Annotated in this window: 15 protein-coding genes; all 15 read right to left on the bottom strand. The window is 73.9% G+C overall.

Annotated features, from left to right (window positions below):
- Positions 1 to 36: 36 nt before the first annotated feature.
- The 15 genes from ACG2DA_RS01180 to ACG2DA_RS01110 all read right to left on the bottom strand — a co-directional run bounded on the left by ACG2DA_RS01180 (position 37) and on the right by ACG2DA_RS01110 (position 22,438).
- Complete coding sequence (locus ACG2DA_RS01180) at positions 37 to 1,818, bottom strand: FecR domain-containing protein (protein ID WP_395253625.1); 1,782 nt, start codon at positions 1,816 to 1,818, stop codon at positions 37 to 39.
- Positions 1,815 to 2,402 (bottom strand): sigma-70 family RNA polymerase sigma factor, encoded by a 588-nt coding sequence (locus ACG2DA_RS01175; protein ID WP_395253624.1) that lies wholly within the window; start codon positions 2,400 to 2,402, stop codon positions 1,815 to 1,817. The genes ACG2DA_RS01180 and ACG2DA_RS01175 overlap by 4 nt, the downstream gene beginning before the upstream one ends.
- Positions 2,403 to 2,540: 138 nt before the next feature.
- Entirely contained in the window at positions 2,541 to 3,980 is a 1,440-nt protein-coding gene (locus ACG2DA_RS01170; protein ID WP_395253623.1) for a DUF1501 domain-containing protein, read from the bottom strand.
- A 53-nt stretch (positions 3,981 to 4,033) separates the two neighbouring features.
- Complete coding sequence (locus tag ACG2DA_RS01165; RefSeq protein ID WP_395253622.1) at positions 4,034 to 7,018, bottom strand: PSD1 and planctomycete cytochrome C domain-containing protein; 2,985 nt, start codon at positions 7,016 to 7,018, stop codon at positions 4,034 to 4,036.
- Between the two features lie 129 nt (positions 7,019 to 7,147).
- Positions 7,148 to 8,467 (bottom strand): DUF1552 domain-containing protein, encoded by a 1,320-nt coding sequence (locus ACG2DA_RS01160; RefSeq protein WP_395253621.1) that lies wholly within the window; start codon positions 8,465 to 8,467, stop codon positions 7,148 to 7,150.
- A 49-nt stretch (positions 8,468 to 8,516) separates the two neighbouring features.
- Positions 8,517 to 11,078 carry a DUF1592 domain-containing protein gene (locus ACG2DA_RS01155; protein ID WP_395253620.1) on the bottom strand — a complete coding sequence of 854 codons (2,562 nt, stop codon included), beginning with the start codon at positions 11,076 to 11,078 and terminating at the stop codon, positions 8,517 to 8,519.
- 127 nt (positions 11,079 to 11,205) lie between these two features.
- The gene (locus tag ACG2DA_RS01150; protein WP_395253619.1) at positions 11,206 to 11,829 is read right to left on the bottom strand and encodes a hypothetical protein; all 624 of its coding nucleotides are present in this window, start codon (positions 11,827 to 11,829) and stop codon (positions 11,206 to 11,208) included.
- Between the two features lie 91 nt (positions 11,830 to 11,920).
- Positions 11,921 to 13,306: a Gfo/Idh/MocA family protein gene (locus ACG2DA_RS01145; RefSeq protein ID WP_395253618.1), complete on the bottom strand. Its 1,386-nt coding sequence runs from the start codon at positions 13,304 to 13,306 to the stop codon at positions 11,921 to 11,923.
- On the bottom strand, positions 13,303 to 14,412 hold the full coding sequence (locus ACG2DA_RS01140) for a sugar phosphate isomerase/epimerase family protein (protein ID WP_395253617.1): 1,110 nt from the start codon (positions 14,410 to 14,412) through the stop codon (positions 13,303 to 13,305). Before ACG2DA_RS01140 ends, ACG2DA_RS01145 begins: the two co-directional genes overlap by 4 nt.
- A gap of 35 nt (positions 14,413 to 14,447) precedes the next feature.
- A complete protein-coding gene (locus tag ACG2DA_RS01135; RefSeq protein WP_395253616.1) occupies positions 14,448 to 15,266 on the bottom strand; it encodes an SDR family NAD(P)-dependent oxidoreductase in 819 nt (272 codons plus the stop codon).
- Positions 15,263 to 17,905: a sulfatase-like hydrolase/transferase gene (locus ACG2DA_RS01130; RefSeq protein ID WP_395253615.1), complete on the bottom strand. Its 2,643-nt coding sequence runs from the start codon at positions 17,903 to 17,905 to the stop codon at positions 15,263 to 15,265. The genes ACG2DA_RS01135 and ACG2DA_RS01130 overlap by 4 nt, the downstream gene beginning before the upstream one ends.
- Before the next feature lie 8 nt (positions 17,906 to 17,913).
- A complete protein-coding gene (locus ACG2DA_RS01125; protein WP_395253614.1) occupies positions 17,914 to 19,206 on the bottom strand; it encodes a DUF1552 domain-containing protein in 1,293 nt (430 codons plus the stop codon).
- Between the two features lie 93 nt (positions 19,207 to 19,299).
- On the bottom strand, positions 19,300 to 21,936 hold the full coding sequence (locus ACG2DA_RS01120; protein ID WP_395253613.1) for a DUF1592 domain-containing protein: 2,637 nt from the start codon (positions 21,934 to 21,936) through the stop codon (positions 19,300 to 19,302).
- Positions 21,937 to 22,112: 176 nt separating this feature from the next.
- Complete coding sequence (locus ACG2DA_RS01115; protein WP_395253612.1) at positions 22,113 to 22,253, bottom strand: hypothetical protein; 141 nt, start codon at positions 22,251 to 22,253, stop codon at positions 22,113 to 22,115.
- Positions 22,232 to 22,438 carry a DUF1553 domain-containing protein gene (locus tag ACG2DA_RS01110; RefSeq protein WP_395253645.1) on the bottom strand — a complete coding sequence of 69 codons (207 nt, stop codon included), beginning with the start codon at positions 22,436 to 22,438 and terminating at the stop codon, positions 22,232 to 22,234. Before ACG2DA_RS01110 ends, ACG2DA_RS01115 begins: the two co-directional genes overlap by 22 nt.
- Between the last annotated feature and the right edge of the window lie 4 nt (positions 22,439 to 22,442).

The following is a 22,442-nucleotide window of genomic DNA, read 5'->3' as shown; positions in this document are numbered from 1 at the left end:
TTCTATGGGTTGCCGGGGCGTCCGGCCCGGGTTCGCTCAGCCGCCCGGGACGGCCGGCGGGGTGACGGACTCCCAGGTGGCGCCGTAGCGGAGTTCGTCGGCGACGTAGGCGTGGTCCCGGCCATTGTAGAGGTGAAGTTCGTCGAGCCGCTCGCGGCGGTCGACCATCCGGCCGGCGACGGTCCACTCCAGCGGCTCGGACGGGTCGACCGGCTCGCCGGGGCGGTAGACCTTCAGGAAGGTCTGGTCGGGCCGGTCCCGGCCGCAGACGATCTTCGCCACCAGCAGGCAGGTCTCGCCGTCGCCGACGCGGTCCGGCGCCGTGGCGTTCCCCTCCAGGTTGAACACGATCGGGCGGCGGTCCGACAGCACGCCGAACCCCATCCGCTGTTTGCGGTTCGCGCTCGCCACCAGCATGAACCGGAACCACTCGTCGTCCCGCCCGGCCGACTCCGCGTCCCGCCGCAACAGCACGCTGACGTAGCGGACGGAGTCGGAGTTCAGGTCGATCGGCTCGGCCAGCCGCCGCTTGCTCGCCTCGCGGAACTTCTTTTTCAGGTCGGGTTCGGCGGGGAATTCCAGGCTGCCGCCGGTCGCCGCCGCCAGGCCGGGGGGGGCGTCGAGGCTGTGGTCCGGGTCGAAGTCGAGGACCTGGTCGCTTCTGGGCCAGCCGCGATACCAGTGGGTCGTCCAACCGAACCCGCCGTCCGCCTCGGCGTCGCCGGAGGCGGAGCGTTCCATCGGGTAATCGAAATCGTCGAAGGCCAGCAGCCGCCCGTCGCCGCGGGGCGACCGTCCCTCCCGGGCCAGTTCGGCGAACCGGCGGGCCGAGAGCGGGATGGGGACGGCGGCCGCGGTCCCGACCGACAGCCGCACGGCCTGCCCCGCCGAAAGTAGCCGCGCTCCGGAGTTCTCGCGCCTCCCGGCGCCGGAGCGGTCGCGGCCGCCGTCCCCCTCCGGGCGGTGCCACTCGACCTCCCCCTCGGTCACGTGCACCTCGGTCTCGCCGGTCGCCCCGACGGAAACGGCGAACTCCGTGCCCAGGTCGATCAGGTCCGAGGCCGGCGTCCGCAGCATGAACCCGGCGGCCTCCTCCGGCGTGCGGACCACGGCGGCGCCGGATTCGAGGACGGCGGTCCCCGCGGATTCGATCGTCAGCCGGCTCGCGCCGGTCAGCGCGACGGAGGCGCCCCCGTCGAAGCGGACGACCGCCGTCCCGCCGCCGGACCGGATCGTGCCGCCCGTCAGCCGGGAACCGGGCCGGACCGGCCGCGGGACGGCGTCCCCGGCGCCGTCGCTCACGGGGGCGGCGTCGACGAACCGGCACCCGTCCCCGCGGACGAGCGTGGCGACGTACTCCCGCGGGGCCGCGGGGGCGGCGGGCGGCTCCCGGTCGGCGGCGCGGCCGAACACCGCCCACTGCACGCCGAGCGAGCACAGCAGCGTGAGCGCCGCGACCAGACCGTACCCCCGCAGCCGGGAAAGCGGCGGCCGCGGGCGGAGCGGCCGGGCGGGGCGGACCGCGCCGGCGACGCGGCCGACGAACCCGTCGCGGTCGGCCCTCAGGGCCGCCAGGACGCCGTCCCGGAACGCGTCCCCCGACGCCGGTTGCAGGTGGACGCCTAACAGCCGGTGCGTCTCGTAGGAGGCCGCGGCCTCGGCGAGCAGGTCCGGGCGTCCGTCCAACAACCGGCCGAGTTCCGCCAGCCCGGCGGCGTCCAGGCCGCCCTCCAGGTAGTCGCACCACAACTCGTCGAACCGCGACCGCTCGGGCCGCGATGCGTCGGACGAACGGTCTTCGGGTCGGGGGTCGGTCACGGCATGGCCTCCGCGGCGGTTTTCAGGCGGACGCACTCGTGGAGCTTCTTACGGAGCAGGTGCAGATTCTTCTTGATCGCCCCGACGCTGCGGTCGGTGCGGTCGGCGATCTGTTCGAGCGGCAACTCGTCCCGGTAGCGCCAGGCCAGCAGCCGCCGGGCGCCGTCGTCCAGCGTCCCCAGACAGGTTTGTAGGTGGCCGAGCTTCGCCTCGTGTTCGGACGCACGCTCCAACCGGTCCCGCTCGACCTGCCGGGCGAGGGCGTCGGCGAGGGCCAGCGGGGCGTAGCGGCTGTGATAGTCCGCGACCCGCCGCAGGCGGGTGCACTCGGCCATCAGCTGGTAGCGGGCGATCGTCATCAGCCAAGCGCGGAAGTCGGTCCCCGGTTCGTAGTCGTCGATGTGCCGGAACGCCTCGACGAACGCCTTCTGGGCGACCTCGTCGGCGTCCCCGCCGGGCGGACAGCGGACGCCGACCCACCCGCGGACGAGCCGCTCGCACCCCCGGACGACCTCGGCGTAGGCGTCCAGGTCGCCGGCCTGCACGCGGCGGACGTGTCGGTCCAGTTCCGCATCCGCGTCCACTCGGCCTCCCGGTCGGCGTTCTTCGTGTCCCCCGCCGGGGGATAGCAGACGACGGGGGCGAGTTACCCGGCGACTCCCGAAGAATGGCGATCTTCGTCCTCCTCTCTCCCCGTGGGGGAGAGGGGGCAAGAGGCCGGCTCAGGCGATCAGCTCTCCGATCACCCGCCCGCCGGTCTGGCTGAGCTGCTTGTAGCGGCCGCCGTGGAAGTAGGTCAGCTTGTTGTCGTCCAGTCCCAATAAATGCAGCAGAGTGACGTGCAGGTCGCGGATCGGGTGGACCGTCTCGACCGCTTTGGCGCCCAGTTCGTCCGTCGCCCCGACCGCCGTGCCGGCCGGCACGCCGCCGCCGGCCAGCAGCACGGTCATGGCGTCGGCGTTGTGGTCCCGGCCGACGCGGCCGCGGCCGGTGGAATTGTCCGGGGAGCGGCCGAACTCGCCGCACAGCACGACCAGCGTGTCCTTCAGCAGGTCCCGCTGCTTAAGGTCGCGGATCAGCCCGGCGACGGGGCGATCGACGGCCCGGATGCGGGCCCCGTGGGCCCGCTCCAGGTCGTCGTGGGAGTCCCAACCGACCGCGTAGGCCTGCACGAACCGCACCCCGCGCTCCACCAGCCGGCGGGCCAGCAGGCAGCGGCGGGCGAACCCGTCGTCCGGCCCCTCGCCGATCCCGTACAGCCTGCGGACGTGCTCCGGCTCGGACCCGACGTCCAACAGGTCCGGCACCTCCGCCTGCATGCGGAAGGCCAGTTCGTAGTTGTGCATCCGGGCGGCGAGGGCCCCGTGCTGCGGGTGGTCGGCGGCGTGGTTCCGCTCCAGGGTCGCCAGCAGGTCCAAGCTGCGGCGCTCTGAGGCGGCGGTCATGTGGGCCGGCGGGTGCAGGTCCAAAATCGGCGATCCCTGCGCCCGCAGCGCCGTCCCCTGGTAGTGGGCGGGCAGGAACCCGTTGGACCAGTTCGCCGAGCCGGCCTGCGGGTAGTAGACGTCCGGCAATATGACGAAGCCGGGCAGGTTCTCGTTCTCGCTGCCCAGCCCGTAGGTCGCCCAGGCGCCCACCGCCGGGTCCCCGCCGAAGCGGTTGCCGGTGTTCATGTGCAGGTTGGCGGTGGGGTGGTTGACGGACTCCGCGTGACACCCGCGGTAAACGCACAGCTCGTCCGCGACGCCGGCTAAATGCTCGAACCGGTCGCACATCCACAGGCCGGACTGCCCGTGCCGCCGGAACGAGTACGGGCTGCCGACGTACCGCCGCTTGCCGCTGGACATCCCGGAGAGCAGCTTGCCCGCCTGCCGGAATTCCTGCCCGTCCAGCTCCGTCAGCTTCGGCTTGGGGTCGAAGGTGTCGATGTGGCTCGGCCCGCCCTCCATGTAGAGGAAGATACACCGCTTGGCCTTCGCCGCGTGGTGGGCCGGCTTGGGCGCCAGCGGCCCGGCCGCGGGGTCGCCCGCGGGTCCGGCGGCCCGGCCGTCACGGCCCAGCAGCGAGGTGAACGCGAGGGCCCCCAGCCCGGCGCCGAGGCCGAACAGGGCGTCGCGGCGGGCGACCGGGCGGCGGTGCGGCAGACGGGGCGGGAAGGACATGTCGTAAAACTGTGCGGGCGGCGGCGGAGCGGTCGAGAGTTCCCCGGGGGCGGTCAGTACACGTGCAGGAACTCACTGGAGTTGAACAGCACCAGGCAGAGCCCGCCCAGCGCCCGCACCTCCGGGCCGACCTGCCAAGGCTTCAGGTCCTCCTCGTAGTCCTTGAGGCTCCTCAACTCGAACGTCTGCTCGACCACCTCGCCGGTCTGCTCCTTGACGTTCTGCATCGTGACCTCCGTCGGCAGCGGGACCGGCTCGATCCGGAGCGCTCGCTGCTCCGCGGTCTCCTCTGTGAGGAACGCCAGCGCGGCGGCCTGCTCCGCGGCGGTCGCGTCGCGGCCGAGGACGGCCCGGAAGGCCCGGCGGACCCGCTCCGCGGGGTCGTCGGCCTGCTCGGCGATCTTCGCGGCCAGGGCGAGGGACCGTTCGTGGCTGAACTCCCCGTGTAGCAGCGTGAGGGCCTGCGGGGCGACGCTGGTCTCGTCCCGCCGCTCGCAGGCGGCGTCGGCGCCGGGCTGGTTGAGCGTCTCCAGCAGCGGGTCCCGCAGCCCGCGGAGGTGCACCGCGTACAGCGTGCGGCGGTTGCGGTCGGCCCGCCGCGGCGACGGCTCGTACGGCGGGGCGAGCTTGCCCATCAGCAGCCGCGGCTGGAAGGCGACCTCCCAGTGGATCTCCGGGCGGACGCTCGGCCCGCCGACCTCGCGGTTCAGTTCGCCGGTCGTCGCGAGCATGGCGTCGCGGACCTCTTCGGCGGTCAGCCGCCGCGGGGGGAAGACGGAGAGCAGCGCGCCGTCCGGGTCCGCCGCCGCCAGCCGGTCCGGGTCGGGGGAGCGGCCGCCACGGCGGTAGGCCTCGCTGGAGAGGATCAGCCGGGTCAGGTCCTTGACGGACCAGCCCCCCTCCACGAACCGGTTCGCCAGATAGTCCAGCAGTTCCGGGTGGCTCGGGCCGGAGCCGGTCCGACCGAAGTTGTTGGAGGACTTGACCAGCCCGGTTCCGAAGTGCCACTGCCAGACGCGGTTGACCATCACCCGGGCGGTGGAGGGGTGGCGATCCGAGGCGATCCAGTCCGCCAGCGCGGCCCGGCGGCCGGACCGCGAATCCGGCACGTCCGCCGGCGGCATCCCGCCGAGGCCGACCATCGCGCTGAGCACCCCGGGGTTCACCGCCTCCCCCGGGTCCTCCAGTGAGCCGCCGGGCAACACGTGCACGGCGTCGGCCTGCTGCGGGCGGACCTCGTACTTCCCGCCCCCGCGGGTGTGCACCGTGGAGGCGAACGCCGCCTGTACGCCGTAGTAGTCCCGGGTCGGGATCGGGTCGAACTTGTGGTCGTGGCAGCTGGCGCACCGTAGCTCCTGGGCGAGGAACGTCACCCCCACGCTGTTGGTGACGTCGTCGAGCCACAGCTGCCGGGTCTCGGCGGCGACGCTCATGTTGGTGTGCTCCCACGGCCCCATCCACAGGAAGCCGAGGGCCGCCCGGGCCCGTTCGTCGGGGACGCCCAGCTCGTCGGCGGCGAGCTGTTCCCGCACGAACTCGTCGTACGGCTTGTCGTCGTTGAAGGCGGCGACGACGTAGTCGCGGTACCGCCAGGCGTCGGGGCGGAACTCGTCGCGGGAGTAGCCGTTGCTGTCGGCGTAGCGGGTCACGTCCAGCCAGTGGCGGGCCATGCGTTCGCCGTAGTGGGGGCTGGCGAGCAGTTCCTCGACCAGCGCGGCGTACGCCCCGTCCGGGTCGGCGGCGGAGGCGGTCTCGAAGGCGTCGAGCTGCTCCGCGGTCGGCGGCAGGCCGGTCAGGCCGAAGTGCAGCCGCCGGGCCAGCGTGCGGGCGTCGGCCCGGGGGGCGGGGGTCAGGTTCGCCTCGTTCAGCTTGCGGTGCAGGAAGGCGTCGACCGGGCGCCGCGGGGCGCCGGCCGGCAGGGCGTCCCAAGGGACGGCGGGGTCGCCGACCGGGCGGAAGGCCCACAGGTCGGCGGGGTCGTAGCGGCGGTTCGTCCACGCCTCGCTCTGCCCGCCGCTGGTGGCGACGCGGACGCCGTCGGCGGTTTCCCATTGCGATTCGTACCGCTCCCGCAGTTCCGCCTGACGGTCCGCGTCCGGCCAGGGGGCGCCGGCGTCGACCCAGCGCTCCAGATGGGCGATCTCCTCGGCGGTCAGGCGGTCGTTCTCCTTGGGCGGCATCTCGTAGGTCTCCCACCGCACCGCCGAGAGCAGCAGGCTCCCCGCCGCGTCGCCCGGCAGGACCGTCGGCTCGCCGGACTCCCCCCCGCGGACCGCGCCGGCCCGGGAGAGCAAACTCAGGCCGCCCTGCACGTCGTCCGGGTCCGCCCCGTGGCAGGCCAAGCACTTGCGGGCGAACAGCGGCCCGACGTGCCGCACGAACAGTTCCTCCCCGGCCGGGTCCGCCGCGGGGGCGCCGGCGGGCTCGGTCGGCGCGTCGGCGGGGGCGTCGGCAGGCACCTCGGCGGACAGGTCGGCGTAGCGGGCGGCGACGCGGGGGCGGGGCAGGTCGTAGCGGCTCCCGCCGCCCGCGTAGGGGACGAATCGGTCCACGCGCGGCAGGGTCAGCCCGTCGAGGGCGGCGACGGCGTCGGCCGGCCGCGGCTCGGCGCCGGCGGGGACCTCCGGATCGACCCACAGCCGCAGGCTCTCGTCGCCGGGCGACGCCGCCCCGAAGTCCGCCCGCACCACCAGCCGGGCGGTGCGGCCGGGTTCGACGCCCGGCCCGGCGCCGGCTTCGGCGAAGGCGAAGCGGTTCCCGGCCGCGTCCCACAGCCCCCACCGGCCGCGGCGATCCTCTCCCGCCTTCCAGCCGCTGCCGACCCAGAACAGTTTCTTCGCCCCGTCGAAGGCGTCCCACCCGCCGTTGGGGAACTGGCCGGTCCCGAGGTCGCGGGGGGTGACCTCGAACTCTAGCCACGCCACGCCCGCGGAGAGCGGCTCGGGCGGCGACGCCTCCTCCGCCCGGGCGGCGCCCAGCAATGCCGACAGGACGCACCCCGCGACGACCGGACCGGGGCGGCGAACGGCGAACGGCATCGCGGGGGCGTAACGGGGGAAACGGACCGGACGGCGGGCTCGACGGGCCGCCCATATTCTACCGGACTGATGCGTCCTCATGCGGGAGATCCCCCGGGCGCGGCGCCGGGCCGACGGGAACCGGGGGCGTCAGGCCGGCTCCAGACCGGTGAGGGTCCCCTCGCCGGAAGCGAAGCGGTCGGTCTCCACGCCCAGCCGCTGCAACATGCTGACGAACACCTTGGCCAACGGGGCGTTGCGGCCGCGGTCGAAGGCGAGGTGCCCGCCGTGCCGGAACCCGCCGCCGGCCAGCAGAACGGGGAGGTTCGTCGTGTCGTGCCGGCCGGCATGACCGAGGTTGCTGCCCTGGAGCACCATCGTGCGGTCCAGCAGCGTCTCGCCGCCCTCCCGCACGTCCTGCAGGCCGCCCAGCAGCCGGGCCAGTTCGGCCATCTGGGCCTGCTCGATCGTCATCAACTGCTGGTGCGAGTCCTCCCGCTGGCTCTGGTGGGTGAGGGCGTGGTGGGGCAGCTCCACGCCCGGCAGATTCACCTTCGGGTTGAACTGCTGGGTGATGAAGATCGTCACCAGCCGGGTGGAGTCCATCTCCAGGGCCAGGCGGGTCAGGTCGAACATCGTGCGGGTGCGGGTGACGAGTTCGCCGGGATCGAGCACGTCCTTGGGCGCCGGGGCGTCCACCTCCGGCTTGGGCTTCCGCTCCCACTCCTCGCCGGCGGCGAGGCGGCGTTCGACATCCCGCACGGCGGTGAAGTACTGGTCCAGTCGGGCCCGGTCGGTCGCGTTCACGCCGCGGCCGAGGGCCTTCAGTTGCCCGCCGAACCCGTCCATCAGGCTGCGGCCCTCGCGGAGCCTCTGGATCTGCTCGGCGGTCTCCCGCGGGGAGCCCTGCACGAACAGCTGCCGGTAGACGCGGGAGGGCGTCATCTCCGAGGGGATCCGCACGCCGTCGGCGGTGTAGGCCAGCGACCCGCCGCCGGGGCCGACCCGCAGGTTCAGCGTGGGGAACCGCGTGAGGTGCCCGACGTGCTGGGCGGCGTACTGGTCCAGCGAGATCGTGTTGCGGAACCCCGCGCTCCGCGGGTGCGGGGCGCCGGTGAGAAAGCACTGGTCCGTCTGGTGCCCGCCGACGACCTCCGGGTGGCTCAGCCCGCTGAAGACGGTGAAGTCGTCGCGGAACGCCTCCAGCGTCTTCAGATAGGGCGACAGCTCGTAGCCGCGGCCGGTCTGCTGCGGGAAGAATTCCTCCGGCATGAAGCCGAGGTCGAAGTTCATCGCCACCATCCGCCGCGGCACGTCCGGCCCCGCGTCGGCGGCCCGGGCGGGGGTCATGGCGTCCAGCAGCGGCAGGGCCGCCACGGCCCCGCCGGCCTTCAGGAAGGTCCGGCGGGAGAGCCGCTTGGCGGAGATGAACGGGGCCGGGCGGGCGGCGGGGCGGACGGGCGTCTTCATGGGGAGCGGTCGGCGGGGGGTGCGGGCGGGGCGTGGGGCGGCGGGGCGGCTATTTGCGGCGGAACAGCGGGCTCTGAACGATCTCGTGGACCATCGACCGCACGCCGTACCCGCCGGGCGCCAGCCGGTCGAGCATGGCCTCGACGGCCGCCTCGTCGGCGAACCCCGCCGGGGCGCCGGTGGCGTAGACGAGGAGCTGTTCCAGCAGGTTGCGGGCGATCTGCCGCTCGCGGCCGCGGAGCCGCTCGCGGAACCCGTTCACGTCCGTGAAGGGCTCGTCGGCGGACAGCTCCCCGGACGGGTCCACCGCCGGGCCGTACCCGTACTCGGCGGGCCGGCCGTTGAACTTGCGGTTCACGCCCTTCCCCCGGTCGGCGGAGACGCGGTAGCGGTCGCGGTACCCGCCCATTACGTCGAAGCTTTCGAGCGCGAAACCCGGCGGGTCGATCTTCCGGTGGCAGACCGCGCACCCCTCCACGTCCCGGTGGGCCGCGAGCTGCTCCCGGATCGTGGTCGCCCCGCTGATGTCCGGCTCGATCGCCGGCACCGAGGGCGGCGGCGGGGGCGGCGGGTCGCCCAGCAGGCGGTCCATCACGAACGTCCCCCGCACCACCGGGCTGGTCGTCGTCCCGTTCGCCGTCACCTTCAACAGGCTCGCCTGGGTCAGCAGCCCCCCGCGGACGCCGTCTTCAGGAACGGGCACCGTCTGCGGCTTCGACCCCCGCACGCCGGGGATGTTGTACAGCTGGGCCAGCCGCTGGTTGATCGTCAGGAAGTCGGAGTCGACGACGTGGAACGCCCCCCGGTCCTCCCGTAGCAGGGCGGCGAAGAAGGCCCGGGTCTCCTCCAGCATCGACTCGGTCAGCAGGGCGTCGTGCTCCGGGTAGAGGTTGCCGTCCGGTTGGGTCTCGCGGATCGCCCCCAGGTCCAGCCAGTCGTCGAGGAAGTGCGCCGCGAACCGCTCCGCCCGCGGGTCGTCCAGCAGCCGGTCGGTTTGGCGGCGGAGTTCGGCGTCGTCGGTCAGCGAACCGTCGGCCGCGGCGGCCCGCAGTTCCCCGTCCGGCGGGGAGTTCGTCAGGAAGAAGGCCAGCCGGTCGGCCAGGGCGTAGGCGTCCAGTTCGCCCGGCTCCTCACGGAGCAGCAGAAACTCCGGCGAGGCGAGGACCGCCCGGTAGCCGGCCAGCAGGGCGTCGACGAACGGGTCCCCGTTCGCCAGCCGGCCGCGGACCTGCCCCATCGAGACCTTCAGGGCGTCGTCGGCGACGGGGCGGCGGAAGGCCCGCTCGGCGAACCGGCGGAGCAGCCGCTCGGCGTCGGCCTCCGGGTCGTCGGTGACGGCCCGGTACTCCAGGCCGTTCGGCTGAGGTCCCGTCGGCTCCAACTCCAGGTCGCCCAGCAGCCGGCGGTGGCTCTCCGGCGGCCAGGGGCTCAGCGGGCCCTCCAGTTCGAACCACTGCAGGGCGATGCCGTGCGACTTGAACGTCTCGTACTTCGGCTCCAGCTTCGCCGGGAGCTGCACGTTCTCGTTGGGCGTGGAGACGGCGAGGTACTCAACCGGCTCGCCCTCGTTCAGCCAGACGGTCGTTTCGCTGGTGGTCGGCTCGTTCGGCGGGAGGTCGCACCGGCCGAGCAGCCGCCCGCTGGGGGAGTAGAACGCAACGGTCTCGCCGCGGTCACTGGGGACCAGCGTGCCGTGGTCGTTCAGCACGCCCCAGCCGCGCACGCGGATCTTGTAGGTCCCGCTCTGGCGGACCTTGAACGGCTTCACGACCACATTGTGGTTGGACCGGCTGTTCATGAAGGTGGCGACGCCGTCGAAGTGCGGCTCCGGGTCCTTCACGTACCCGGGCTCCCGCCTGGCGAAGTTCCCGCGGTGAACCTCCAGCGTCGGGTCGAGTTCCGTGCCGACCAGCGGCATCGCGATGGTCTGTTTGAGCTGCACCTTGAGGGTCTGGAGCGTGTCCTCGACCCCCTCGACGCTCTTCAGTTCGGCCCGGACGACCTTCCGCGGCACAGGGTGCAGCCGCGGGGCCAGCGCGGCCCGCAGGGCGTGATCGGCCGCCTCCAGGTAGCGGCTGACAGTGACGTGCGAGACGTCCAGCGCCGCCGCGGACTTCGCGTACCCGTGGGCCGACCCGTCCGGCGGCAGCATGTCCTCCACCTCTAGGTGCGGCAGGGCCAGCACGTCCTTGAGGGCGTTGGCGTACTCCGCCCGGTTGAGCCGCCGCAGTTCGCTGCGGCCGACGGTCCGCTGGCGCTCGCGGTCGGCCTCGATCAACGCCCCGCCCAGCGCGTCCACGACCGCGGCCCGCTCGGCGGCGTCAGGCTGAAGGGCGTCCGCCGGCGGCATCTCCCCGCGGCGGACCCGCTCGAACGCCCCGCTCCAGCGGCGGAAGTCCTCGGGCCGGTCGAACTCCCAGGCGAGGCCGTCCAGGTCGAACCCCGCCTCGGCGTACTCCCCGCTGTGGCAGTCCAGGCAGTGGCTCTCCACGAAGGCCAGCGCCGCCGCGGAGGGTTCGTTCGGCGCCCCCTCCCCGGCGCTGAGGCGGCCGGCGGGCGCGGCGGCGGACAGGGCCGTCAGAACGACGGCGACGACGGGGAGTCGCGGCATCGGGGGGCGGATCGCGGGGGCGGGGGGGAACGTCTCCGGGGCGGGGGGCGGCGCCGGCGTTCCGAGAACGGATAGCGGAAGCCTCCGACGGGTTACCCGGAAAAGCGGGAGGGTTCGGAGACCCGCCTCAGTCCAGCAGTTCCAGCCGGGTGACGAGGGTCTTCGACTCCCCCGCCGCCGTGGGGACCAGCACGTCGATCACCGTGACCGTCTCCTGCGGGCGGTCCAGTTCGGAGATGAGCCGGGCCATCGGGCCGGCGGCCAGGCGGGTCCCCTCCGGGCCGTCGGCCGTCAGTCGCAGCCGGCGGCCGCCGCGGGTCAGCACGGCGGAGAGGCCGTCGACCTCCACCGCGGCCTCCGTGTGCAGGCGGGCCCGCGTGGGGAAGGCCTCGCCGGCGGCGGTCCACTCGTCCGTGACCTCGACGCCGCGGTCGCCGTCGAGGATCGAGTAGGTCCGCACGGCGGTCGTCACGGCGTCGCCCAGGGCGGCGGTGAGGTCGAGGGCGGCGGGGAAGGTTTCGGCGTCGCCGACCAGCCGCCCCGCCCCGTCCGGGTCGTGGTAGGCGTCGCCGATCGAGAGCGTGTTGTGGCCGCGGTTCCCCCAGGCGTAGACCGATTCGCGGCCCCGCCGTCCTCGCCCCGCAGCGGGTTCATCCGGGTGAGGAACGGCCGGAAGACGCCGCCCTTCCTTCGCAGCGGGGAGACCATGTCGAACGTCTCGCCGGTGCGGAGGGTGCGGGTCATCGCCCACTTTCGACAGCCGCCGGCATCCGGGCGAGCCGCCCCCCTCACAGGCCAGCGACCGGCGGAGCCCGCCGCTCGCTGGGGCCGACGAACACGTCCTATCCACGGGCCGCGGGCTCGCGGGACAGCAGGGCGTTCGCGGCGGGGTCGTTCTTGAACCGCTCCGCGGTCGGGTCCCACCGCAGCGGGCGGCTCAGTTCTCGGGCGAGGTTGACGAGGTGGCAGACCGTCGCCGTCCGGTGGCCGACCTCCGCCGGGGCGGTCAGGTCCGCCGTCCCGGCGATCGCGTCGAGCCAGTTTTGCAGGTGCGGGCGGGCGACGAACCCGCGGCCCTCCCACACCGCCCGGTCCGCCTGGCTGGGGCGGGGCAGCAGGGTGGGCGGGGTCGCCCGGTAGTTGTTGCGGGGGATCGACAGGGCGCCGCGGGCCCCGTGCACCGTGGCGTCCTTCACGCCCGGCCGGAACTCGACCGTCACGCCGTCGGCGTAGGTCAGGCGGACCGGGTGGAACCGGCTCGCCGCCGCCCAGCCGCCCTCCGGCGGCGGGGTCTTCCTGTGCCACTTCCGATCGAAGTCGCGTTGCAGCGCCGCCGCGTCCGCCCCAGTTCCGGGCGGCAGGGGTTCGATCGAGACCGGCCCCGTCCCGTCCGCGGCCAAGGCGAATTGCACCATGTCGACGCTGTGGGCGCCCCAGTTGGTCGTCAGGTGGCCGGAGTAGGTCCGATAGAGGTCCCACCCCCGCCAGGCGACGCCGTCGACCGCGAAGCGGTCCTTCACCCACAGATGCCGGTTGTGCGGCCGGCGGGGGGTGTCGCCGAGGAACAGGTCCCAGTCCAGCCCCGGCGGGACCGGCTCGGCCGGCCAGACCGGGTCGCGGAGCGGGCCGGGGTAGTTCGGCAACTCGACCCGCTCGACCGCCCCCAGCCCGCCGCCGGCGACGAATTCGCAGGCCGTGCGGTTCACCGCCATCGACCGCTGCTGACTGCCCACCTGCAACGCCCGCCCGCTGCGGCGGACGGCCTCGACCAACTCCCGCCCCTCGGCGACGCAGACGGAGACCGGCTTCTCCAGGTAGACGTGCAGCCCGGCCTCCAGCGCGTGCGTGGCGGCGGGGACGTGGTGGTGGTCCGGCGTCGCGACGATCACGGCGTCCAGCCCGCCGGCGTCGATCAGGCGGCGGTAGTCCTGGAAGGTGTGAACCGACGAACCGTCCGCGGCGGCCCAGTCGCCCAGCAGGTCGGCCCACTCGCCGGTCGGCCGCAGCGTCTCGGTCATGCGGGAGGTCGCGCAGTCGCAGACCGCCGCGATCCGGGCCGTCGGCGGCAGGCTCGCGATCAGATACCGCCCCCGCACCCCGCAGCCGATCAGCCCGACCCGCAACCGCGAATCCGTCGACCGGGCGAACGCCGGCCCGGCCACGGCCGAGGCGGCGGCGGCGGCGAGGAACCGACGGCGGGTGGTCGGGCGGGGAACGGCGTGCGTCACAGGTTTAGCTCCCGGCGGGCGTAGGCGAGGCTCTCGCGGACGTTTCGCGATTCCCGCTCCGCCGCCGCCTCGGGCGACAGCGTGGAAATCTTTTGCCCCGCCGTCGGGTTCGCGCGGACCAGCCGCAGCGTGCGGGCCAGGTCGCGGGCCGGCAGGTCGGGGAAGGTCGCGTAGAACCCGTCCGTCAGGCAGGGCACGTTCAGCGGGTCGCGGGTGATCAGTTCCAACGAGAAGTTCGCCGCCGGCCACGCCGCCCGGACGGCCCGGACCATCCGCGGCAGGTCCAGGCTGCCGGCGCCCAGCGGCACGTCGCCCAGCAGGAAACCGTCCGGCGTGGGCGTGAGCGACTGATCCTTGACGTGCACCGAGGCGGCGAAGGGGGCCAGCGCCTCGACGGTCTCGTACGGGTCGTCCAGCAGGGCGACGTTGTTGCCGAAGTCTACGCAGGCCCGCACGAACGGGCTGTCGTAGGCCTCCAGCAGGTCCACCCGCGGGCCGAGCCGCTGGTCCTTATGGTTCTCGATCGCCAGCGGCACGCCGGCGGCCTCCGCCAGCGGGGCGGCCCGGGCCAGCCGGCGCTTCCCCTCGGCGAGGGCGTCTTCGAAGCCGGCGCGGGAGTCGAATTCCTCGTACCGCCGCCCCGGGAACAGGTGCGTGCGGGCCGCGGCGGCCCCGGCCCGGGCGGCGGTCTCCAGTTGAGCCGCGAACTGCTCGGCGTCCCGCTCGGCGGGCAGCCGCACGACGGCGTCGACGTACATCCCGTGCTCGGCGGCCCAGGCGCCCAGACGTTCGGCGTCCGCGGGCTCCATGACGCCCAGCGGGATCTGCATCCCCCCGGCGCCGAGTTGCCGGCAGTGCTCCAGGAAAACGAACGGGTCGTTCAGGTCCGGCCCGCCCGCGGCCCGCCGCACCTTGCGGAGGCACTTGCAGGCCCAGACCGTCAGCCCCAGCCGCCCGCGGTTCGGCTGCCCCGGTTCGCCGTCGCCCGGTTCGCTGTCGCAGTTAGGCCGCGCGCCCCCCGCGGAGGCCCGCGCAGCCAGCAGCGCGGCCCCGGCCAGCGCGGCCCCGGCCAGGGCGGTGCGGCGGGAGATCGGTGCGGTCGTCATGCGGTCTCGGGACGTGCGGTCTCGGGAAGAAGAAGTCACTGGGCGGTCCAGCCGCCGTCGACCGTCAGCATGCTGCCGGTCACGTAGCTGGCAGCGGGGGAGGCGAGGAAGATGGCGGCCCCCTGAATCTCCGGCAGCAGGCCCCAGCGGCCCAGCGCGGTGGCGCCGACGATGAACTTCTTGGCCTGCTCGGTCTCGGCGATCGGCTCGTTCATCGGGGTGAGGAACGGGCCCGGGCAGATCGCGTTCACGGTGATCCCCTCCCCGGCCAGCTCCAGCGCCAACGCCCGGGTCATGTTCGCCACTGCCCCCTTGCTGGAGGCGTAGGGGGTGCGGTCGGCGAGCCCGACCAGCCCCAGCGTGCTGGCGAGGTTGATGATCCGCCCGTGGCCGGCGGTCCCGCCGTCGCGCATCGCCTTCACCGCCTCCCGGCAGCAGAGCCACACGCCGTCCACGTTGATCCGCTGGACGCTGCGGAACTCCTCCAGGCTCAACTCCGCAATCGGGCCGCGGACGTTCACGCCGGCGTTGTTGACCAGGATCCCCGGCACCCCGAGTTCCTCGACGCAGCGGGCGATCATCCCGGCGACGGCGGCCTCGTCGGTCACGTCGGCGGCCAGGCCGAGGGTCTTCACGGGGTACTCCGCGGCGATCTTGGCGGCGGCGGCCTCGGCCTCGGCGGCGTTGCGGCTGGTCAGCAGCACGTTCGCCCCGGCGCTGGCCAGCCCGGCGGCGATCGTCTCCCCGAGCCCCTTCGACCCGCCCGTCACGATCGCCGTACGGCCGGACAGGTCGAACTGACTCACCCCCGGCCAGCGGGGGGCGGGGCGGTCGGCGGACGCGGGATCGGTCATTCGGGCGTGTCTCGTTGGGGGACGTTCTTGACGGTTCCCGGCGGGTCCGGGCGGTGGGCCGGCCGCGGGCCGGGGGGGACGGCGACGGCCGGGCGGTCGCCCCGGACGTTCATGTCCACGGCGTACAGCCCGGTGCGGGCGGTGACGAACAGCGTGCGGCCGTCGGGGCCGCCGAAAGTCAGATTCGCCGGCTGCTCCGGGAACGGGATCGCGGCGATCCGCTCCCCGGCCGGGGAGTAGACCAGCACGTCCGTCTTGCCGGTGACGTACAGGTTGCCGCGTTCGTCCACCGTGAGGCCGTCGGAGGCCCGGTCGGCGATCCGGCGGCGATTTGAGAGCGCCCCGTCCGGCCCGAGATCGTAGGCCCAGCAGGCCCGGCCGGGCGGGTCGGCGAGGAACAGCCGTTTGCCATCGGCGCTGCCGACGATCCCGTTCGGGCCGTTCACCAGCACGTCGTCCGGGTCGAGGTCCCGCACCGCCCCGGTCGCCGGGTCGATCCGGCAGACGGTCGCGTACAGCTTGCCGTCCGGCGGCGGCTTCGCCCCGCCCCGGCCGCGGCGGTCGCGCGGCAGGGTGAAGTACACGGCGCCGTCCGGGCCGATCCACAGGTCGTTCGGCAGGCCGAGGGGTTGGTCGCCGCAGCGGTCGGCGAGCGTCGCCTCGGAGCCGTCGACGGCCCGGCGGACGATCCGGCCGGACGCCTCGCAGAAGGCCAGCGCCCCGTTGCGGTCCACGTCGATCCCGTTGGAGAACACCGCCCCGGTCCGCAGCAGTTCGACCCCGCCCTCCTCCGTCCAGCGGTGCAGCGTGCGGTTCGGCAGGTCGGAGAAGTACAGCGTCCCCGCCCCGTCCCACGCCGGGCCCTCGGTGAACCGGAAGCCCCCGGCCAGCTTCCGCACCGGCCCGACGGCCCGCGGCGGGGCGGCGGCCGCCGCGGCGTCGGCCGGGTCGGCCGGGGCCTCCACGTCCGCGACCGGCGCCGCGGCGGGGTCGCCGCCGGCGAGGTAGGCGACGCCGTAATCGGCCGGCGCCGGCGTCACGTCGTTCGCCGCGGCCCAGGCATCCCACGCGGCAGCCAGTTCCGCGACGCGGTCGGGGTGAGCGGCGGACAGGTCGCGGGTTTCGGTGCGGTCGGTTTTCAGATCGAACAGCGCCCACGGCTCGCCCCGCAGCGCCGTGAGCTTCCACCGCCCCCGCCGGGCCGCCCGGTTCCCCTCGTGCTCCCAAAACAGCGCCCGCTCCGCGGCGGCCTCGCCCGCGGACCCGCCCGCCGCCAGCGACCGCACGGAGACGCCGGCGAGGCCGTCCGCCGGGGCGTCCGCGGCGTCCAGCAGCGTCGGGAGCACGTCGAGCAGGTGGGCCGGCGCCGTTTCCACCGTCCCCGCGTCCGGCACGCCCGGGCCGGCGAGGATCAGCGGGACGGAGATCCCGCCCTCGTGGGCGAAGTGCTTGGCCAGCCGCCACGGCGTGTTCGAGGCGTTCGCCCACCCGGCGCCCACGCTGTGAAACGTGCCGGGGGAGCCCATCGCGGCCAACTCGTCGCCGGTGTGCAGCACGTTGTTGTCCGGGCCGGATTCGCCGTCGAACCCGAACGGGTCCCACTCCGCACAGGCGCCGTTGTCGCTGGTGAACAGGACCAGCGTGTCGTTCAGCTCCCCCCGGGCTTCGAGCTGCCCCAGCACCCGCCCGACGGCGGCGTCCAGCCGCGTCACCATCGCCGCGTAGATCGCCATCCGTCGGGCGAGGTCCGCCCGGCGGTCGGCGGGCAGGTCGTCCCAGGCGGGGATCGGCCGCAGTTCGTCCGCGGCCCAGTCGAGGTATTCGCCGCGGGGGGAGAGGCCCGCGTCCGCCGGGAGGACGCCGAGGGCCTTCATCCGGCCCAGCCGCTCCGCCCGCAGGCGGTCCCAGCCGGCGGCGTAGCGGTCGGCGTACTCGGCGATCGCCTCCTCCGGCGCCTGCAACGGGAAGTGCGGGGCGTTGAGGGCGAGGTACAGGAACCACGGCCGGCCCGGCGTGTCGTCCGCCCGGGAGAGGAACTCGACGGCGTGGTCGACGACCGCGTCGGTCGCGTAGAAATCTCCCGGTTCGTACCGCAGCGGCGTGCGGCCGGCGGGCAGACGGCGGAAGTGATCGGGATCCCAGAAGGTCTTGGCGCTGGCGAGGGTGCCGTAGAACTCCTCGAACCCGTGGCGGGTGGGGTCCGGCGTGCCGAGGTGCCACTTCCCCGCCAGAAAGGTGCGGTAGCCGGCCGCGGCGAGGCGGTCGCCGGCCGTGAGGGCACCCGGAGCCAACCGCCCGCGGTAGCCGGGGGCGCCGGCGTCGCGGGTCATGTGGCCCAGCCCGACGGCGTGCGGCTCCCGCCCGGTCAGCAGGCAGGCCCGCGACGGGCAGCACCGTGGGGTGGCGTAGAACTGCGAGAACCGCACGCCCCCGGCCGCCAACCGGTCCAGGTGCGGCGTGGCGATCTCCCCGCCGTAGCAGCCCAGGTCGGAGTACCCCAGGTCGTCCGCCACGATCACCAGCAGGTTCGGCCGGCCGGGAGACCCGTCGGCCGGCGGGCCGGCCGCGGCGGGCGAGCCCGGAACGGCCCACAGCGCCGCCGCGATCAGGGCGAGGGGGCCGCGGAGCAGCTTCGTCACGCACTTCATCAGACCGCCTCCAGACCGGGCAGCGTGGTCGTGCCGGTGGCGAACCGGTCCGTCTCCAGGCCCAGCCGCTGGAGCATGGAGACGTACAGGTCGCCCAGCGGGCGGTTGCGGTCGCGGTCGAAGGCGAGGTGCTGCCCGTGCCGGAACCCGCCGCCGGCCAGCAGGATCGGCAGGTTGGAGTTGTCGTGCCGGCCGGCGTTCCCCAAGTTGCTGCCCTGCATGACCATCGTGCGGTCCAGCAGGCGTTCGCCGTCCTCCTTCACCTCCGCTAGGCCGTCGAGCAGCCGGGCCAGTTCGGTCATCTGGGCCCGTTCGACGGTCTCCAACTGGCCCCGCGCGTCGTCGCGGCTGGCCTGGTGGGTGAGGGCGTGGTGGGGCATCTCCACGCCGGGCAGGTCCACCTTCGGGTTGAACGCCTGGGTGACGAGCACGCTGATCAGCCGGGTGGAGTCCGTCTCCAAGGCCAGCCGGGCGAGGTCGTACATCGTGCGGGTGCGGGTGACGAGGGCGCCGGCGTCGAGCACGTCTTTCGGCTCCGGGGCGTCGACCTCCGGCTTCGGGCGGGCCTGCCAGGCCTGGTTCGCCTCCAGCCGCTTCTCCACGTCGCGGACGGCGGTCAGGTACTGGTCCAAGCGGTCCCGGTCCGGCCCGCCGACCTTCCGCCGCAGGGAATCGATCTGCCCGTCGAAGGCGTCCATCAGGCTGCGGCCCTCCCGCAGCCGGCGGATCTGGGCGGCCTGCTCGGCGGCGGAGCCGTCCACGAACAGCTGCCGGTAGACCCGCGAGGGGACCATCTCCGCCGGGATGCGGACGCCGTCGGCCGTGTAGGAGAGCGACCCGTTCCCCGGGCCCACCCGCAGCGCCAGCGTGGGGAACCGGGTGCGGTGGCCGATCTGACGGGCGGCGTACTGGTCCAGCGAGATCGTGTTCCGAAACCCCGCGCTGATCGGGTGCGGGGCGCCGGTCAGGAACGACACGTCCGCGCTGTGCCCGCCGTCCACCTCCGGGTGACTTAGTCCGCTGAACACCGTGAAGTCCTCCCGCCGCGACGCCAGCAGTTTCAGGTACGGCGAAGGGGCGTACCCGCGGCCAGTCCCCGTCGGGAAGAAGGCGTCCGGCAGAAAGCCGAGGTCCACGTTGATCGCCACCATCCGCCGCGGCACGGCGGCGGGATCCCCGGCGGACCCGGGGGCCGGGCGGGCGAACGCGGGGGTCATCGCGTCCAGCAGCGGCAGGGCCAAACTGGCCCCCGCGGCGCGGAGCACGGTGCGGCGGGGCAGCGCTTTGGGCATCGGTGTTTCTTTGAGGGGGCGAGCGGGGGGCGAAGGCGAGGGGGGGCGTCAGCCCCCTGAGCGAACTGCGGCGGGGTCGGGCGGACCGGGGATCTACTTGCGGCGGAACATCTCGCTCCGCACCACGGCGTGAATCATGGAGCGGGTCCCGAACCCGCCCGGTTCCAGTTCGTCGAGGAGCGCCGCGAACTCCGCCTCGTCGGCGAAGGAGACCGGCCCGCCGGTGGCGTACAGCACGAGCCGCCGCAGCAGGTTGGCGGCGATCTGCCGGTCCATCCCCCGCAGCCGGTCGCGGAACCCGTTGACGTCCTCAAACGGCCCGGCCCCGGGCAGGTCGCCGAAGCTCTCCACCGCCGGCCCTTCGGCGTACGGCAGTTTGCCCCGCTTCCGCAGGCGGTCGGCGTCCTCCCGCAGAACGCGGTAGCGGTCGCGGTAGCCGCCCGTCACGTCGAAGCTCTCCAGCGCGAAGCCCGGCGGGTCGATCTTCCGGTGGCAGCCCGCGCAGGCCGGGTCCGCCCGGTGGGCGTCGAGCAGTTCCCGCACGGTCGTCGCCCCGGACAGGTCCGGCTCAATCGCCGGCACGTTCGGCGGGGGCGGGGGCGGCGGGTCGCCCAGCAGCCGGTCCATCACGAACACCCCCCGCACCACCGGGGAGGTGGTCGTGCCGTTCGCCGTCACCTTCAACAGGCTCCCCTGGGTCAGCAGCCCGCCCCGCACGTGGTCCGACGGGATCGGCACGCGGCGGATCTGCGAGCCCCGCACCCCGCCGATCCCGTAGGCCTCCGCCAACCGTTGATTGATCGTGAGGAAGTCCGAGTCGTACACGTGGCTCACCCCCAGGTCGTCCGCGATCATGGCGGCGAAGAAGGCCCGGGTCTCCTCGACCATCGACTCGGTCAGCAACGCGGTGTGCTCCGGGTAGAGGTTCTCGTCCGGCTCCGTCAGGCGGATGTCCGACAGGGCCAGCCAGTCGTCCAGAAAGTGGGTCACGAACCGCTCCGCCCGCGGGTCGTTCAGCAGCCGGTCGGTCTGGCGGCGGAGGCCGGCGTCGGTCAGCAGGTCCCCGCTCTCGGCCGCGGCCTTCAGTTCCGCGTCCGGCGGGCCGTCCCAGAGGAAGAAGGACAACCGCGACGCCACCGCGTGGCCGTCCAGCGGCCCCGGCTCCTCGGACCGCAGCAGGAACGCCGGGCTCGTCAGCAACGCCCGGTACCCGGCGAGCATCGCCTCCACGAACGGCTGACCGTCCGCCAACGCGGCGGCAATCTGGGCGCGGGGGACGGCGAGGTCTTCGGCGGTCGGCGGGCGGCGGAGGGCGCGGTCGGCGAAAGCCGTCAGCAGCCGGTCCGCGTCCGCCTCCGGGTCGTCGGTCGCGACACGGTACGGCAGCCCGCTGACCGGGTCGACCGCCGGCTCGTTCTTCTTCCGACCGCCGTTGCCGCCGGCGTCCGCGGCGACCGGTTCGAGCGGCAGATCCCCCAACAGCGCCCGGTGACCCGCCGGCGGCCAGGGGGCTTCGCTCAGGCCGCTTCCCTCCGGCGGGAGCGGGCCCTCCAACTCGAACCACTGCAACGCCAGCCCGTGCCGGGCGAACTTTTGCCAGACCGGGTCGTCCTTCTTGTCGAACTGCCGCCCGTCGCCGTTGGGGATCGACACCGCCAGGAACTCGATCGGCACCCCGGCCCGCAGGCGGACGCGGCACTCGGCGGTGGTGGGGACGTCGGGCGGCAGGTCGCAGCGGCCCAGCAGCCGGCCGGTCGGCTCGTAGAACGCGACCGTCTCGGTCCGTTCGCCCGGCTTCAGCACGCCGTAATCGTTGTACACGCCCCACCCGTGAACCCGAAGCACGTACTCCCCGTCCTGCGGGACCTTGAACGGCTTGAACGCGACCCCGTGGTTGTGCCGGTGGTTCATGAACGTGACCAGCCCGTCGAAATGCGGGGCCGGGTCTTTAATGTAGCCGGGGGTGCGGGTCTTGAAGTCGCCGCGGTAGGTCTCCAGCGTGGGGTCGATCTCCGTGCCCACCAGCGGGATCGCGGAGGTGTGTTTCATCTGGATCCTGAACGTCGGGACCGCGTCCAGGCCCTTCACGCTTTTCAGCTCCGCCCGGACGGCCCGCCGCGGGGCCGGCTCGGCGGAGTCCGCCAGCGCCTCCCGCAGGGCGAAGTCGGCCACGTCCAGGTACTGGCTGACGGTGACGTGAGAGAAGTCCAGCGCCGCGGCGCTCTTGGCGAACCCGGCCTCCCGCCCGTCCGGGGGGAGCATCCCCGCCAAGTCCAGCTCCGGCTGGTGGAGCAGGTCCTTGAGGCTGTTGGCGAACTCCGCCCGGCTGAGCCGCCGCAGGCCGGCCCGACCGTACAGGTCTCGCCGGCGGCCGTCGGCGGCGGTCAGCCCGGCCCGCAGCGAGGCGACGGCGGCGGCCGTCTCGTCCTCGGGCGGCGCCCCGTAGTCGGCCGGCGGCATCTCGCCCCGCTCGACCCGCCCCAGCGCCTTCGCCCAAGCCGCCGCGGCGGCGGGGTCGTGGAGGTCGCCGGAGAGGTCGTCCAGCCGGAAGTCCGCCTCCGCGAACGCCCCGCTGTGGCAGTCCGCGCAGTGGGTTTCCGCGAACGCCTCGAAGGTGGCCCCGCCCGGCCGATCCGCCGCCCCCCCCGCCGCGCGAACCCGCACGCCGGGCGCGACCGACAGTGCGGCGAAGAGCGCCGCGGTCACGATGGGGAGAAACCTGCGGGGCATGCCGAGTCTATTTCGAGGAAAGCGGGCGGCGGACCGCCCCGGGGCCGCGGTTCTGGGCGGGATCGGGCGTGAGGGGATAGCGGGGTCGCGGCCGAGGTTACCCATCAGAATCGCAGAATATGAAAATGGGGGCCGGTCGCCGGAAGACGCCGGCGGGTCGCGGTCGTCCAATTCCCTCAGCTCCGGTCCGTCATCGAGCAGGTCGACCTGCGACGGGCGCCGGTCTGGAAGAGGGAGCTCACCCGCTTCGCCTGCGGGGCGTCCGACGACTGCCGGTCGGCCCGGTTCGTCACGATCAGGCGGACCGGGGCCTCCATAGCCCACCCGCCGCGGACGTAGTCGGCCGCCAGTCCAGCAGGGCGGCGTGCCGGGGTTCGGGGCGCTGCACGCCGAAGTTTCCGGGCGCATCGACTAACCCGCGGCCCCAGGATGTCTGCCAAAGGTGGTTCGTCGCGACCCGGGCGGTCAGCGGGTGATGGCCGTCGGCGAGCCGGTCCGCCAGCGCC

Source organism: Alienimonas sp. DA493 (assembly GCF_043951915.1).
Lineage (GTDB): Bacteria > Planctomycetota > Planctomycetia > Planctomycetales > Planctomycetaceae > Alienimonas.
Note: the sequence above shows the minus strand (reverse complement) of the source record. Positions and strands in the feature narration are given on the sequence as shown.